Annotated in this window: 13 protein-coding genes; 7 read left to right on the top strand and 6 right to left on the bottom strand. The window is 44.9% G+C overall.

What is annotated here, in order from left to right:
- Nucleotides 1-25 precede the first annotated feature (25 nt).
- From IFU39_RS04160 to IFU39_RS04150, 3 genes are all read left to right on the top strand, one after another.
- Nucleotides 26-172: a hypothetical protein gene (locus tag IFU39_RS04160; protein WP_192131377.1), complete on the top strand. Its 147-nt coding sequence runs from the start codon at nt 26-28 to the stop codon at nt 170-172.
- Nucleotides 173-216: 44 nt separating this feature from the next.
- Nucleotides 217-4,806: an S-layer homology domain-containing protein gene (locus tag IFU39_RS04155; protein ID WP_192131375.1), complete on the top strand. Its 4,590-nt coding sequence runs from the start codon at nt 217-219 to the stop codon at nt 4,804-4,806.
- Between the two features lie 179 nt (nt 4,807-4,985).
- A complete protein-coding gene (locus IFU39_RS04150) occupies nt 4,986-7,097 on the top strand; it encodes an alpha-galactosidase (protein WP_192131373.1) in 2,112 nt (703 codons plus the stop codon).
- 65 nt (nt 7,098-7,162) lie between these two features.
- Here the strand turns inward: IFU39_RS04150 and IFU39_RS04145 are convergent, their stop codons facing one another.
- Nucleotides 7,163-8,920: a cache domain-containing sensor histidine kinase gene (locus tag IFU39_RS04145; RefSeq protein WP_192131372.1), complete on the bottom strand. Its 1,758-nt coding sequence runs from the start codon at nt 8,918-8,920 to the stop codon at nt 7,163-7,165.
- A 223-nt stretch (nt 8,921-9,143) separates the two neighbouring features.
- Here IFU39_RS04145 and IFU39_RS04140 point away from each other — a divergent pair, with 223 nt between their 5' ends.
- The 3 genes from IFU39_RS04140 to IFU39_RS04130 all read left to right on the top strand — a co-directional run bounded on the left by IFU39_RS04140 (nt 9,144) and on the right by IFU39_RS04130 (nt 12,757).
- On the top strand, nt 9,144-10,100 hold the full coding sequence (locus IFU39_RS04140) for an ABC transporter permease (RefSeq protein ID WP_192131371.1): 957 nt from the start codon (nt 9,144-9,146) through the stop codon (nt 10,098-10,100).
- 28 nt (nt 10,101-10,128) lie between these two features.
- Complete coding sequence (locus IFU39_RS04135) at nt 10,129-11,019, top strand: carbohydrate ABC transporter permease (protein ID WP_192131370.1); 891 nt, start codon at nt 10,129-10,131, stop codon at nt 11,017-11,019.
- Nucleotides 11,020-11,152: 133 nt separating this feature from the next.
- Nucleotides 11,153-12,757 carry an extracellular solute-binding protein gene (locus IFU39_RS04130; RefSeq protein ID WP_192131369.1) on the top strand — a complete coding sequence of 535 codons (1,605 nt, stop codon included), beginning with the start codon at nt 11,153-11,155 and terminating at the stop codon, nt 12,755-12,757.
- 364 nt (nt 12,758-13,121) lie between these two features.
- Here the strand turns inward: IFU39_RS04130 and IFU39_RS04125 are convergent, their stop codons facing one another.
- Nucleotides 13,122-13,376, bottom strand: coding sequence for a winged helix-turn-helix transcriptional regulator (locus IFU39_RS04125; protein ID WP_244660858.1), 255 nt, complete (start codon nt 13,374-13,376; stop codon nt 13,122-13,124).
- Between the two features lie 72 nt (nt 13,377-13,448).
- On the opposite strand from IFU39_RS04125, the gene IFU39_RS04120 reads away from it, so the two are divergent.
- A complete protein-coding gene (locus IFU39_RS04120) occupies nt 13,449-13,550 on the top strand; it encodes an ester cyclase (protein WP_244660857.1) in 102 nt (33 codons plus the stop codon).
- A gap of 135 nt (nt 13,551-13,685) precedes the next feature.
- Here IFU39_RS04120 and IFU39_RS04115 read toward each other — a convergent pair whose 3' ends face one another.
- From IFU39_RS04115 to IFU39_RS04100, 4 genes are all read right to left on the bottom strand, one after another.
- On the bottom strand, nt 13,686-14,288 hold the full coding sequence (locus IFU39_RS04115) for a DinB family protein (protein ID WP_244660856.1): 603 nt from the start codon (nt 14,286-14,288) through the stop codon (nt 13,686-13,688).
- Nucleotides 14,260-14,841 (bottom strand): TetR/AcrR family transcriptional regulator, encoded by a 582-nt coding sequence (locus IFU39_RS04110; protein ID WP_192131368.1) that lies wholly within the window; start codon nt 14,839-14,841, stop codon nt 14,260-14,262. The genes IFU39_RS04115 and IFU39_RS04110 overlap by 29 nt, the downstream gene beginning before the upstream one ends.
- Nucleotides 14,838-15,299 carry a nuclear transport factor 2 family protein gene (locus tag IFU39_RS04105; RefSeq protein ID WP_091020113.1) on the bottom strand — a complete coding sequence of 154 codons (462 nt, stop codon included), beginning with the start codon at nt 15,297-15,299 and terminating at the stop codon, nt 14,838-14,840. Before IFU39_RS04105 ends, IFU39_RS04110 begins: the two co-directional genes overlap by 4 nt.
- A 240-nt stretch (nt 15,300-15,539) precedes the next feature.
- The gene (locus IFU39_RS04100) at nt 15,540-16,376 is read right to left on the bottom strand and encodes an alpha/beta fold hydrolase (RefSeq protein WP_192131367.1); all 837 of its coding nucleotides are present in this window, start codon (nt 16,374-16,376) and stop codon (nt 15,540-15,542) included.
- Nucleotides 16,377-16,656 lie beyond the last annotated feature (280 nt).

Here is a 16,656-nt window from a genome sequence, read left to right as displayed (position 1 = left end):
TGGCAAATGAAAGAGGCTTTCCTGTATGAATAGTAACATTGTGGTATGGAACATCCCCCTCCTCCTTTTTACAATTAGGCATATAGGAAAGGAAGGAGGAGAGAGGGGATTTGATTTGACAGCCCTTTATGAAAGCGATTACAAAAATGACTGTGAACCACTGCAGGAATAGGCATAGGGAGACCTAACTCAATCATTAGATAATGGAGGCATGTTATGTTGGGACGGATGATGAAAAAAGGATTTGTGTTCTTTATCATTTTTTGCTTGGTAGTTGGCGGGGGCCAGTTCGCCCGAACAGCTCACGCCGATGATATGAATACCTATGAAGCCGAAGCGGAAGGGAATACTTTGCTAGGTAACGCAATGATCTCTGATAGCCCGACGGCTTCAGGCGGCAAAAAGGTCGGAGGCATGTACCAAGGCAGTTCCTTGCAATTTAACAATGTCACTGTAAGTGAGACAGGAAATTATAGAATTTCTGTTTACTACATTTCAGGTGATTCGCGGCCATTCAATATTAGTGCGAACGGCGGGGAGAAGCAATTTGAAGAACCGTCCAAGACAGTCGACTGGGATACGGTGGGAACATATGATGTGACCCTTCCGTTGAACGCTGGAACCAACACAATCCTGATTGATGACAACAACTGGTATTCTCCCGACATCGACAAGATCGTGATCCGCGGTTTGGACAGTGGCCACCCGGGAGAAGGGGGCGGAGACGACTGGAAGAAAAATTTGCATGGTGCAATTATTGAGGCAGAAGCGGCCGACAACATTTTGAAAGGCAATGCCAAGGTGGTAGACAGCAGCATTAGTTCGGGTGGGAAGAAAGTAACCGATCTGAACAAAAACAGTTCACTGCAATTTACGAATATCAACGTACCGGCAGATGGTACATATTTGATCCGAATATCTTATATTTCCGGTGATCAGCGACCTGTTTATATGCAGGTGAACAATGACACGGACGAGATGATTGATCTGCCCAAAACGGCAAGCTGGGACACGATTGGCATGTATGATGTGGAGGTATCTCTTCATAAGGGTGTCAATACCATCACGTTCTCGGATCATGACTGGTACTCCCCTGATTTGGACCGAATTGAAGTGATTCCGTATACAATTAGTTATGAAGCCGAAGATTCGGACAATACGCTGACTGGTGAAGCGCGTGTAACGGACAGCCCCACAGCATCAGGTGGCAAAAAGGTTGGATATCTGAATGGCAGGAGCTCCTTAACGTTCAATAAGATTATAGCCCCGATGACAGGTAATTACCGCGTTACGGTCGCTTATTTTTCCGGTGATCCGCGCAGTTTCTATGTCCGTGCAAATAACGGGGAAGAGCAGTTCCATGACCTGCCCAAAACATCGGATTGGGATACGGTAGGTACGTATGATCTTACACTCCCATTAACTGAAGGCGAGAATACGATTACCTTTTCAGACAACAATGGCTATTCTCCCGATCTGGACCGGATTATCGTAGAGCCTGCGATAGAGACAGAACCCGAGAATCCCGGTGAAGGAGATGACGATCTGGGAACACCGGGTGACTCGCAACGATACGGGGATATTACGGTGACTGATTACACGTATGGCCTTCTGGTATCGAACGGACAATACGAAGTGTCTTATAATACCCAGACTGGATTCGTCGGTTATAGCTGGGCAGACGGACAGAAGATGCGGGGTATCTTCAGTAGCATTAAAATTGGTGAGAGTCTTGTGGAAACCAAAGGGTATGAGAGTCATACGAGCAGTGGAGCACCGCTGGAGATTCAGGATGGATTCGGCAAAGGCATCGAGTTGAGCTTTGTTCATACGTCAACTGGTAAACCAACCATGAAGCAGATTTATCGATTTTATGAAGATCAATCGTATTTCCTCAACCGTCTGGACGCCATCAGTGATACAGAAATCCAGAGTAATTACATGTCACCAATTACTGTGAAAAACACGGGTGGTGTGGATATCGGCGTCAGCTCGGATAACCGCGTGCTTACGGTGCCTTTTGACAACGATGCATGGATTCGCTATAAATCTCAAACCATGAACCGGGCGGATACCAGCTATGAGATGACAACGGTATTCAATAACTCGACACGTAACGGTCTGGTGATCGGTTCAGTAACCCATGACACCTGGAAGACCGGTATTGACTGGAAAGGCTCAGCTAATCGTCTGAATGAATTTACTGTGTATGGCGGGGCAGCGAGTGACGTTACCCGCGATTCCCAGCCACATGGCAGCCTGTCCGGTACTGAACTGTCCTCACCACTGATTATGGTAGGTGGTTTCAGTGACTACCGCATAGGGCTTGAAGAATACGGTAAATCCAATGCGATTATCACACCTCCGCTGGCGTTGAATCCAGAGCTGCCACAAGGTGTTCCAGTGGGCTGGAATAGCTGGGGAGCCTATGACAGCGGGCTGTCGTATCAGAATGTAGTGGATGTGTCCAATTATTTCAAGAACAATCTTAAGAAGTTCAACAATAACGGCAATGTATTCATTAATATGGATTCCTACTGGGATAATCTGAGTGATGCTGAGCTTGCCCAAGCTGTATCTGTCATTAAGGACAATGGTCAGCATGCAGGCATCTATTGGGGACCATTTGTGTATTGGGGCAACGATATGAGCCAAAAAGTAGATGGTACCAACGGGCAATATACGTATGGTGATATTGTGCTCAAGGATGCTAAGGGGGAACCTCTGCCGACACTGGACGGAGCATATGCACTGGATGTGACACATCCGGGGAGTCAAATGCGCATGAATTATTTTCTGGATAAGTTTAAATCACTTGGATTCACATTCATCAAACTGGATTTCCTAACACACGGCTCACTGGAAGGTCAGCATTATGATACAACCGTGACGACAGGAATCCAGGCTTACAATGAAGGGATGCGTTATGTCGAAGAGCGATTGGATGGAAAAATGTTTATTAGTGCGTCCATTGCACCGATCTTTCCAAGTCAATATGCGCATAGCAGACGGATCTCTTGTGACACCTATGGCAAAATCAATGAGACGGAGTACATGCTTAATTCATTGACATATGGATTCTGGCAAAATGGGACGATTTATTCCTATACAGACCCTGATCATCTGGCATTAAGCAGAGCATCAAGCTTGGAGGAAGCCCGCAGCCGGGTAAATTCCGGTGTAATTGCCGGCACGGTGATGATGGATTCCGATGATGTGAACGATCCCAAGGCACAGGAATACATGACATCATTGTACAATAACACGGATGTTCTTCAGGTGGCGCTGAAAGGCAAAGTATTCAAGCCGCTTGAAGGAAATACGAATGCAAATGCCGCAGATTCGTTTGTTCTGAAGGAAGGCAATGATTATTACCTTGCTGTATTTAATTACAACGGCAACAGTTCAGCAAACAAAACGATCGATCTGGGCCGCGCCGGACTGAATGATTCCAAAACCTATACTTTAAAAGACTTGTGGACAGGTGAATCTTCGTCAGCCACAGGTTCATGGTCCATCTCGCTGGGGCCGGCTGAATCGAAGTTGGTTAAATTGACCGAAAAAACGATTATCCCTGAAAATCCAGGCAACCCAGGAAACCCAGGTAATCCAGGAAATTCAGACACTCCTGGCAACAATGGCAATAACAACAATAATATTAGCGGAAACTCCGGCAGCACCGCTGCTGAAGGGAAAGATACAGCAACACTGGTCATCAAAGCCGATATGCTGAAAGTGGACAGTGAGGCAGGGAAAGTCGTCATAGACATCAAGGCTGGTACTCAGGAGCTGCAACTTTCATCTCCTGTCTTACGCCAACTCGGCAACCATACACTGAAAGTGAAATCAGGCAAGTTAACTTTGCAAATCCCTGCGAGTTTGTTCCAGCAGCTATTGGATAAGTTACCAGCAGGGCAACAGGATGATAGTACAATTTCCTTGAAAATGGTTCCGCTTGGCAGCAAGGCCAAGGAGGTCGTTGCAGCAGTGGAAACATCTTTCCGGTCAACGGTTTCCCTTAAGGGAGAAATCTATGAATTCAGTCTTTCGGCAACAACTAAATCAGGTACAACCGAAACACTCGCTGCGTTTGATCACCCGGTTACGCTGAGTCTGGCAGCGGAAGAGGGGTTCGACCCTTCACAGGGAGGAATGTATTATATTAACGAAAATGGAGAACTGGAATTTTTAAAATCGGATTATGCGAATGGTGTATTAACGACTAAAGTGAGCCACTTTAGCAAGTATGCTGTTCTGGAACTGAATCGGACGTTCGCTGATGTTCCGGCCAATCATTGGGCCAGCTCTGTCATCAAAGAGTTGGCGGCTAAGCTGTTTGTTGATGGCACAAACGAGGAACGATTTGAGCCAGGACGTGCAGTCACCCGCGCGGAATTCACCACCATGCTCGTTCATTCTCTGGGGCTGACCGTACCAGGAGAAATACAATTTTCAGATGTAGCGACAGATGCCTGGTACGCGGAACCTATCTCGATTGCGACCCAAGCCGGTATTGTGAAGGGACGAAGCGCAGTCAGCTTCCAGCCGGATTCAAAGATTACCCGGGAGGAAATCACGGTGATGCTGATGAAGGCATATGAACTGAATGTTGGAAACGTGCCTGTTGGTTCTACCGATATCTTGTTTACCGATATGGATCAGGTTTCTTCATGGGCAGCTGATTCGGTAAAGGATGCAGCCCGACTAGGACTGGTCCAAGGCCAAAGACAGGGACAGTTTGTGCCTAAAGGGATTGCTTCCCGGGCAGAAGCGGCTCAGGTCATCTATAACCTGATTTTGAAGTAAGCTTTAAGGCTGCGAATTATATCGCAGCCTTATTTTCATAACTTAGAATGACAGATGATTTCCCCTATGGATTGTAAGAATGCGATATGGCTAATCCGCCTGCTGCTTCCTACAATAATATGTATGTTCACAACACACAGCATATAGGTACCAAAACACGGAACCTGAAAGGGGTAAACATGACGATTCAATATCATGAACAATTGCGTATATTTGCAATACAGACACAACATTCATCCTATATTTTCGGAATTAATGAGAGAGAACACCTACAGCATCTGTATTGGGGAGATCCAGTGAGTATCGAGGACAGCGTTCCTTTGCTCCATCTACAATCCCACAGCTCTTTTGACGCGGAAGTGGAAGGAGAGGTGGAGGAGTACAGCTTCTGGGGAGGAGCATCTTATACAGAGCCATCTCTGAAACTGCGGATGCCTGATGGTGTCCGCGATCTTCAGGTTAGGTATGACCGTCACGAGGTCATTGAACAGGATGGCAGACAGACGCTGATTATTACGTTGAAGGATCAGGTGTATGCACTTGAAACGCAGCTGGTCTATCGGGTCATCCCGGAATTCGACTTGGTGGAGCGTTATGCCAATATCATAAATACGGGGCAGGAGGATATTGTGTTGGAAAGCATGCAATCCGCAGCCTGGACTTTGCCATATCTCCAGGATTACCGTCTGACGCATGTCACGGGGAAATGGTCGGGTGAGTTCCAACTGCGCAATACCATTTTGACAGAGGGAAAAAAGGTACTTGAATCGCGGAGAGGTTTCACTGACGGTCATGCCAACCCATGGTTTGCGATTGATGATGGTCTTTCCACAGAAAGCGGCGGTGGGGTATGGTTTGGTGCTCTGGCCTGGAGCGGCAACTGGAAGATTGTTGCGGAGAAGACCCCATTCACGCATGTACGGGTAACAGGTGGCATCCATGATTTTGACAATGAATGGTTGCTGGGTGCCGGCGAAACGTTTGAGACACCTGTCTTTGTCGGCGGATTCAGCCCAGAAGGCTTTGGCGGAATGAGCCACCGTTTGCATCAGTACCAATACAATTACATACTGCCGCGAAGTAAAATCGGTAAAGTGCTGTACAACTCCTGGGAAGCTACCTATTTCGATGTTAATGCCCAGGACCAAATGGCGCTTGCCGAAAGGGCAGCCAAAATGGGTGTGGAACTATTCGTTGTGGATGACGGCTGGTTTGGGCAGCGGCATTCCGACCGTGCGGGGTTGGGTGACTGGAACGTGAACAAAGAGAAGTTCCCGAACGGACTAGTCGAGCTGATTGACCGGGTTCATGGACTTGGGATGGAATTCGGCATATGGGTGGAGCCGGAGTCGGTCAACCCGGATAGTGATCTCTACAGAGCACATCCGGACTGGGTATATCATTTTGAGACACGGGGACGTACGGAGCTTCGTAATCAGCTGCTGTTGAACATTTCCAAGCCAGAGGTCAAGCAATACATTATCGATTTTATTACCAAATTGCTTGGCAATCATGAGATTAAGTTCATTAAATGGGATATGAACCGGACCATTACGGAACCGGGCATGAAGGGTCATCCCATTAACCGTCAGAAAGAAGTATGGGTAAGGCATGTCCAGAGCTTGTATGATATCTGGGCACGGCTGCGAGCCAAGTTCCCGAATGTCGAGTTTGAGACCTGCGCAGGAGGTGGCTCGCGGATTGATCTGGGCATCTTTCGTTATGCCGATCAGTCCTGGCCGAGTGACAATACGGATGCGTTCGACCGTTTGAGCATTCAGGAAGGCTTCTCGTATACATACGCACCACGTATGATGACCTGTTGGGTAACCGAGTCGCCTACAGGAATGAACGGCCGCAACGTCTCTCTGAAGTATCGCTTCCACAGTGCAATGATGGGCACACTTGGTATTGGTTCCAATCTGAACGAGTGGAGTGATGAGTGGATTGGGCAGTCCGGGGAATTCATCGATCAGTACAAAGCCATTCGCCACCTGGTGCAATTCGGCAGACAATTCCGCCTGACTGCGCTTCGTCATAAGGGAGTTACCGCTGTCCAGTACAGCGATGCAGCCGGAAGTGACCATGTGCTGTTCGCCTTTCTTCACTCGCAGAAGCTGGGTGAACCGTTGCCAAGACTCCGTTTGGCAGGTCTTCAGGCTGACAAGACCTATCTCATTGAAGTGCTGGGGTTATCGGTTAGTGGACGTGCACTGATGAACATTGGGGTGGAATTGCCTCTACGCGGTGATTTCGACAGCCTGGTGTATCGTATTCGTGAGCAGGTATAACGTTCTGTAGAATGGTTTAAAAGGAGTGCTTTGCAAGCCACTAGTGGCTGCATTGCACTCCTTTTTTATTGGATCTCTTTTTGCGGCAGACGGATCTGTACGGTAGTTCCCATACCAAGTTTGCTATACACTTTAACACCGTAGTATTCACCAAATTTCAGCTTAATCCGCCGATCCACATTTGAAATCCCATAACCCCGTCCTTCTTTCTCTTCAAACAAAGCCTCAAGCTTCTCTCGCCGCATGCCCATTCCGTCGTCTATAACCGATAAGATGATACTATTGTTCTCAATGACACCCTTGATATGGATATTTAGAGGCCGATCCTGATTCCAAAGAGCGTGAATGACTGCATTCTCCACAAAAGGCTGCAGCGCAAGCTTCACGGTCGAGTAGGGCAGGATCGATTGATCTATCGTGTAGATGATGTTCAGCTTGCCCTTAAACCGGATCAGTTGAATGGCATTATAACTCTGGGTCAGTTTCAGCTCCTCATTGATGGTCAGGATACTCTTTCCTTTATTCAGGGATATCCGATAAAACTTGGCCAGATGAAGGACCATATCCTGAATCTGTGGATCCTGATGCTTTACGGCCAGAGAGGAGATCGAGCCCAGTGTATTATACAGAAAATGAGGATTGATCTGAGCTTGAAGCAGGTCAAGCTCGGCTTCCTTGCTCTGCAGCTCCTTTTGGTAGACCTCCGTCACCAGGCTTTTCAACCGGGTTGTCATCTGTTCGAATGCAAAGTGAAGCTGGCCGATCTCATCACTGCCCATTTGTTCCTCATGGGTAGGGTTGAAATCTCCCCGTTCAATGCGCCGAATCATCCGTATTAACGTCCTGATGCGTTTGCTGAATAGCGATGCGGTAATATAAATGAGCAGCAGCGCCACGCCGATGAAGCCTAGTGAAATTTTGATAATAAGCTGAGAGAGAGCTTTGGCATCCTTGATAATACTGTCATAAGGGAAAATGGATACCGTTTTCCAGCCGTTTTTGAGCGTGTTATAGACCGCTAGGGCCTTTACGCCTTGATACGTTGTATCAAATCTCCCTGAAGCCGCATCGTCAAAATGTTGATGAAGCAGTTCGGGCAGGCTTGTATTAATTAACTGTTTGTCGGCGGAGGACAGAATCATACCTTTGTCATTTATGATGAAAATATCTTTGCCGCCTGCTTCCTTTTCCATTAAGGAATAGATGACCGACTCGGAGATTTGAAAGACCAGCATCCCGTAAGGATACTGATTACTATTGTTGTTCAGCAGCCGGGCGAGTGTAAACATGGCAGGACCGTTCTCTGTCTGCGGCGTGGAGAGATGAATAATGTTCCCATAGGATTGCTGCAGCTTGTGAAACAGTTCCGTGGTCTGGACTTCGGATGTGATCGGCCGGATATAAAAATTGTCTTTGGGCAGCGACGGATTATCCGAATAAATGAATGCGCTATCAAAATCAGGGTAGGCAGCCATCACGGTGTCAATTCGATTGCCAATGTAATTATAGACGTCCAGATAGGATGGGTCATCCTGATACTCGTTCGTCAGGTAATTGGCAAGGCGGTTATCCAAATAAATGGAGGCGGAAATGTGTTCGTAGCTATCCAGTTTGTTCTCCAGATTTTTAGTGATCTGAGCTGTTGAGTTCGTCATATTGATGTAGATCTGCTCGGTAAGTTTCGTTTTGGTAAGTTCATAGGAAAAATAAACCAATAGCATCATTGGAATGATGGTGACCAGAACAAATACCATGAACAACTTGGAACGAAAGCTCAGGTTAACAAAAGGCATGTATATGTATTTTCGATAGAATTGGCGCATCCGGAAGCCCTCTCTTGACTGAATATTCGTTGCACAGTTCATCATAGCAGAGTGAATATGGAAATCCAATCCTCACTTTGCACAAAAACATCTTTAAAAAGCGGTATCTTTCGGAGAATTCAACTATGGCGAGTAATCCGTGTCAAATTTATGATTAATAGGAGAGAAGTTGAATCAAGATATGGCCGACCATGCTGCTGTATAGAAAAAGGGAGGGTACTTAATGCATAAGGTAAGCGCTATCAAAACAGTCAGGAGCAATAATCTGATAAACAGACTAAAAGAGCAAAAATGGTTATTCGTGCTTATGCTTCCTGCCTTCATTGCGACATTGTTATTTTCCTATGGTCCGATGTTTGGACTATATATGGCGTTTACAAATTATCAGCCGGGTGGGGGATCGTTCTTACATCAGTTCTTCCATGCCGAATTTGTAGGTTTCCAATGGTTTGAGTATTTCTTTACTACAGGGGATTTCTACAGGGTTATGCGTAATACGCTTGCGACAAGCTTGCTGACACTGTTCTTCGGATTTCCTGCGCCAATCATCCTCGCGCTTGTGCTGAATGAAGCGAGACAGGGATTTTTCAAACGTTTTGTGCAGACGGTTTCTTATCTGCCACATTTTATCTCATGGGTTATTGCAGCCAACATTGTGATTACGCTGCTGGCTTCGGATGGAATGCTTAACAACATTCTGGTTCTGCTGGGCATTGTCAAAGAACCCGTTGCATTTTTGCAAAACGGTCCTCTGTTCTGGTGGATTATCGCATTGTCGAACATGTGGAAAGAGATGGGGTTCAGTGCCATTATGTATCTGGCTGCAATCGCTTCCATTAATCCGGAGCTCTACGAAGCGGCCAGGGTGGACGGAGCCAGCCGATTCAAGCAAATGTGGCATATAACGCTGCCATCCATGCGCCCTACCATTGTCATATTGGCTATTCTCGCGGTCGGAGGCATTTTGAATGCAGGATTTGAACAGCAATACCTGCTGCAAAATAATACCGTGCTTGAATACTCCGAAGTTATTGATATTTATGCTTACAAATACGGACTACAAAACAGCATGTTCTCTTATGGTGCTGCTGTGGGAATGTTCAAATCCGTTGTTGCCTTCATTCTTGTCCTTATCGTGAACCGGATTTCCAGAAAAGTGAACGACCAGGCGTTGTTCTAACTACAGAAGACAGAGGGGAGCGCTTGTAATGATTCTGAACCGATTCGGGGATCGTATTTTCAAAATTATTGTATATTTCATTCTTATTCTCGTATTACTGGTTACATTTCTTCCGTTTTGGAATATACTCGTTCTTTCATTGAACAGCGCGGAGGATACGGTGCGAGGCGGCGTTTATCTTTGGCCCAGAGATCTGACCTTGGACAGCTATCAGCAGATTTTGAAAGATAGCGAGATTTTAAACGGTCTGTTGGTAACCGTCAAACGAACGCTGATTGGCGCACCGCTATCGGTTCTCGTCATTACGATGCTTGCGTATCCGCTAAGTCGGCGGAATCTGATTGGTCGCAAAGGCTGGAACCTGTACTTTATCTTTACCATGTATTTCAGTGGCGGACTGATTCCGTTCTACATGGTGCTTAAGGCGCTGAATATGATCGATACCTTTTCGGTGTTCATTTTGCCAAGTTTGATGAATGTCTTCTATATGATCATTGTCCGTACTTTCATGGAACAGCTACCCCATGAGATTGAAGAATCGGCGAGGGTAGACGGCGCTAACGATCTGACAATTTTCTTCCGAATTGTGATGCCACTGACAACACCTGTACTTGCAACAGTGGGACTTTTTCAAGCGATAGGGCATTGGAATGCCTGGTTTGATTCCTATGCGTTCACCTATAGTTCGGATCTGAAGACTCTGCAAGCCGTGCTCGTGAAAATATTGAATCAATTTCAGACCGGTGGCATGATTTCCCAAACGCAAATGTTGGCTAATTCCGCCAAACGAAACGCCGTTTCCAGCGATACCATTCGAATGGCTGCTACGATGGTAGCCACCTTACCAATCGTTATGGTGTACCCGTTCCTGCAAAAATACTTTGTTAAAGGCATGACTTTGGGAGCGGTGAAAAGTTAATCTGTTCCATAATCCGGTTACAGGGAAGGCTTGTCCGGTGGTCTCTCCCTGAAAGGGGGTGGGCAAAGATCGTTTTGGAAATGCTCAATCTAGCACAACAGGAATTTATTCATTGGGAGGAATTAGGGTGTCAATGACAAAGACTAAAAAATGGATGACCATGGGGATTACAGCTGCATTAGCGGTTGGTTTGCTGGCGGGTTGCTCCTCCAATGATGGGGAGAACAATACAGCTGGTAAAGACGGGGAACAAGGGCCGATTACGCTGACTTGGTTTGATGGCAATACCAAAGGAGAACCATTTACCGATGCAGTTGCCCAGGAAATCACCAAAAAGACGGGCATAGAGATCTCCATCCAACAGCCAACAGGTAATCCAACGGAAAAACTGAGCCTGATGCTCGCCAGTGGTGACTATCCGGATGTGGTAGTCATGAGCCGAGGAGATGCTTCCCTCGACAAATACATTTCAAGTGGGGCATTCATTCCACTGGATGAGTTAATTGAGAAATATGGTTCTGATCTGAAAGAAATGTACGGAGATACCTTGACCAAAACACGTAATACAGACGGCAAGAACTACTATCTGGCAAACTGGTATGGACTCGACAGTGATCCGGTTTTTGGTATGCTGATGAGACAGAGCCTGTTGGAAGAGTTTCTTCCGGACAAAGCAGATGGTTCACAGCCCCTCACAACAGACGAATTCGAAGCACTCCTGAAAAATTTTAAAGAGAAATACAATACGATTGATGGCAAAGAGTCCATTCCGATGACGATGAACGGGGAGAACATGGGTGCGAATCTGGGCACATTCAAAGGCATGTGGGGCTTAAAAACGTATTATGACAACAACGGACGTCTGCAATATGATGTCAAGGACCCCAAATATCGCGAGATGCTGTTATACATGAATCGCTTATATAGAGAAGGTCTGATCGAAAAGGAATTTGCGATTAGCAAAACACAGACCTGGATTCAAAAGCTGACGACTGGTGCGGTATTTGCTACCCCAGGTGCATATTGGGACCCGGGGAACGGCAATGCGGCCTTGAAGAAGGATGGCGGGGAAAAGAATCAACTCTTTGCTTACAAAGTTGTTGCTCCAGGTGTAGATCCGGCTCAAACGACGTTTGGCCCAAGAAGTTCGCTTGGATGGGATGCAATCGCCATTACCAAAAACAACAAACACCCGGAAGAAACGATAAAGCTGTTTAATTATCTGGCGAGTGATGAAGGACAGCATTTGCTGCTGTGGGGCAGGGAAGGCGAACAGTACACCATGGTGGATGGCAAGCGACAACCAAAACCTGAATTCCTGCAAAGCTTCAAGGATAATTGGGATGATACGGTGAAGAAAAGCGGCGTTCGCAAATGGTTATGGTTTATCAAAAATGGTCTGGACCCGAACGGACAGCCGTATGACATGGCAGTTAAATTCCAGCGCAGTGAAGTGGATGAACTGGCCATTAAGAGTCTGGGCGATTCCGTATGGGATACAGCGCAGTATGACAACCTGAATCCGGATGGGGGAACACCTCAAGCTCTGACGGCCCAGAAAGTGAAGGATATTATGGATCAGAGTATTACGAGAGCCATTATTGCCCCAAGTGAGGCCGAAGCCAATTCGGTATTCGACAAGATGCTGGAGGATATGAAAAAGGCTGGCGATGAGAAAGTGGAAGATATCATCAACGAAAAATATGCTCAGCGTATGGAACTTTGGTCTTCCAAATAATTGGATATCAACTTATAAATAAATACTTATGTCAAAAACCTATTTTTTTAAAAAACCCGTTAATCTGTATGAGATTAACGGGTTTTTGTTGGGATAAAAATGATGGGGGGCGGCAGATATTTTAAAAATACATCAGAGAATTATCTAAGGGAAATCTCTCTTTTCGGTTTATCTTCATGCAGTAGTAATATTGCAGAAACTGGTGTTCAAAGATCAACTTTCTCTTACAAATCAATGGAGGGCATATGAGTCCTCCATTGATTTTACTTGGAGATGAAAATACAAAGTTTGTGATTCCGTGGGAGTAATAGAAGAGTTTATTCCATTTTGAAATGACCGTAAGTAACCATTGACCTCATTCACTCTACTGAGTATCGTTTGGAAGTTCATCATTGAGTTTCTGGTACCCAAGTCCCCATGTTTCCATAGAGAATATAATTGGCTTAAGCGAATTTCCTAATTCACTTAAGCTGTATTCAACTCTCGGAGGAACTTCCGCAAAAACAGTACGAATGACAATTCCATCCTCTTCCATTGAACGTAAATTTTCAGTGAGTACCTTTTGACTGATTTCCTGGATACTTTTACGAAGTTCTCCGAATCGTTGAGTTCCCTTCAAGAGATCCCTCATAACCAATAACTTCCACTTCTCGGTTTTCCACCAACACGAAAAAAAATCGAAGTAAATGCAATGAATTTTTATCGGATCTCTAATGGCCAGATTAGTGAAGAGTATGGTCAACCCGATATGCTTGGCTTGCTTCAACAAATAGGGGCAATTCCAAAGGCATAGAAACCAACCTTATTCCAACTTTAGTAGGATTTAAGGTCGGTTTGTTCGTTTAAGTGAAGGGACACTACTAATAATGTAATAAGAAAACTCAATATTTCGTGGCCAGACATTGGTTTTAACAAATCCTTACTAATCCTAATTGTCAATTATGCTCTTTATATTTTTAATTGTTGCAAAGTGCATTGCTTCATGGTAAATCAGAAAACCCAGTAATTGTTCTACATTTGTAAAGATAAGTCCTGTAGAAGACTTGTAATGAGGATTGATTTCTTCTTTCAATTTGCTTAAAAGTAGCGATTCAACCCTTTCAATTTGTTCAATTAACAAGTCGATTATTTGAGACAACGTTGGAGGCTCTATATTCCAGTCAGATGGTTTAGTTCCAGGATCAAACAACTTATTAAAATTAGCAGGATAATTGGTTTCTTGCCCAGTAAGTTGAAAAGCGAACTTCTCATGTATAACATACATGTGGCCTAGATTCCATTTTATATTGTTTTTCAAACCTGTTGGAATTATTTCCGAGGCAGAGTCATTTATATTCCTCACATAATCAATTGCCTGACGGCGAACAAATCCCAATTGTTTTGCGACAAAATTGTTCATGATATTGACCTCCGATAAAGTCGCTAATGAAATCGTTAAGAAAAAATCACTTGTTTTTTGGGGTGAAGAAATTCCGCCAGTTTTACTAAAATACACTTTTGTGTCAATGATCAGAGTTGCTTTTAGAAACATAAGTTGAGACTCGTTGTGACAGATTTGCCAACGTACGTTCAAAACAGGATTCATCATTAAGAGCTCTACTCAGAATTAATCCCCCTTGAATACTAGCAATTGTTTCTTCTGAAATTTGGTCAGCAGTCTCTTTAGAGATACCTGTTTGAACTAGTGCCGCGCTTAGGGCTTCAATCCATCTCACAAAATATTGCCGAATAACAGCAGCGAATCGATCTCTGGTTTCGTCCAAAGCGAATGCACCAATAAGGCATATACGCTGACCGGATTGAAAATAAGTATCGACCTCTTGCCACATATGATCAATGGCTGCCCGGGGTTCATTCTTTTCGAGCGGTTCAAAAATGTTCTTGATAAACCATTGATCAATATGTGCAAGAATTTCAGCAGCCATCTCATCTTTTCCACCCGGAAAGAAATAATACAAGCTTCCTTTAGATAGACGCGTACGGGCTGTAATTTTACTCAAAGATGCGCCCTCATAACCTAATTCACGAAATACCTCAGCAACGAGAGGGATGACATCAGCTTTTTCAAAAACAGTACGAGTCATAGGTTTAACTCACTTAGGCTTGGATGATCAGCGGGGCGCGTGCCGAGAGGCCAATGAAATTTACGTTCCTCTTCCTTAATCGGCATGTCATTAATCGAAGCAAATCTGCGCTGCATCAAGCCGTCCTCAGCAAATTCCCAATTCTCGTTTCCATACGATCTGAACCAATTGCCACTATCATCACGCCATTCATATGCAAATCTAACGGCAATACGGTTATCCGTAAATGACCAAAGCTCCTTGATCAGGCGGTATTCCAGTTCTTTGGCCCATTTCCGAGTTAGTAAAGATACAATTTCTTGGCGGCCTGTTATAAATTCGCTCCGATTTCTCCAATAACAATCCTCAGTATACACAAGTGAGACGCGCTGAGGGTCTCGGCTATTCCAGCTGTCTTCAGCCATACGCGTTTTTTGGATTGCTGTCTCAAGAGTAAATGGGGGAGTTAAATTATTCATTAGATTTCCTCGCTTTCTAAACTGTTTGTATCAGTATAAACCGATCGGTTTATGAATGCAAGTTTACATCCGAAATTCAATACAAATTTCGGATCACTCAGATTCATAATGTACCAAGTAGCCATCAATCATATGCATATCCTATAAAATAATGAAAGAGCAGGACGTCTCCTCTATAGGAGACGTTCTACTTTTTCTCTCATTTTGTTCTTTTGGTTAAAATCATCAGTCGAACTTAATTTAACCCTGTAAAAATTCGATCAATGCTGCATTAAATTGTTCAGAATGGGTTGCATTAAATCCGTGTGGTCCACCTTCGACAACGACCAGACGACTGCCAGGGATGGATTCATGAGTACGTTGTCCACTCACCTCCAAAGGCACAATGGCATCTGAATCACCATGGATAACCAGTGTTGGAATGTTGAACTTCTCCAGATCCTGACGGAAATCCGTAAGGGCAAAGGCAGCAATACAATCCAATGTGCCTTTAGGTGAAGCCAGAGCTGCAATATCACGGTTATAAATACGGAATGGTTCGCTCACAAGGTCTGTACGATCTCCAGCAGCGAAAAAGTTGCTTGTAAAACCATCCAAAAATGCTAGCCGATCCGCTTTAACCCCGTTTTGGAATTCTGCAATCGTTGCATCATCCAACCCACCTTGAGGATTGTTTTCGGTTATATAGAGATATGGAGGAACCGCTCCCGCGAATACGGCTTTGGAAACACGCGCTGTTCCGTAGGTTCCCACATAACGTGCAACTTCGCCGCCACCCATGGAGAATCCGACTAATGTGGCATCGTGCAGATCAAGGTGCAGTATCAATTTATGCAAATCCGAAGCGAAAGTATCATAGTCATAACCATCCCAAGGTTGGGAAGACTGACCAAATCCACGACGGTCATATGTGATAACACGGTGGCCTGCTTCAATTAGGGCAGGAACTTGCTTCTCCCAGGATCGCCCACTCAAAGGCCAGCCATGAATCAGAATAATTGGTTTTCCCTCACCATGATCTTCATAATACAGTTCAATTGGTTGTTCATTCTCAGCGCCTACATTTACTTTAGACATAGAAAATACCTCCATGAGTTATTATATTTTTGTTCATACAGAAGCTATAAGCTCAGAAACATGAATGGGGGCTTGTTCATGGATCGCCTCACTCTCTATACTGTTTGTATTAGTATAAACCGATTGGTTTATACTTGCAAGTTTATATCTTAGCGTGGGTACTCAATTAATCATCAACATATTCCTTTGAGAAGCGCGAAAGGTTGATGACGAATCCCACCCAAGATTATCAGCATTGTCAGCCTACTTCACAAGATGAACAAAAGAGAATTTAAAATGA

This window comes from Paenibacillus sp. CFBP 13594 (genome assembly GCF_014842675.1).
Classification (GTDB): Bacteria; Bacillota; Bacilli; order Paenibacillales; family Paenibacillaceae; genus Paenibacillus; species Paenibacillus amylolyticus_B.
This window is presented reverse-complemented; position numbering and strand designations above follow the sequence as displayed.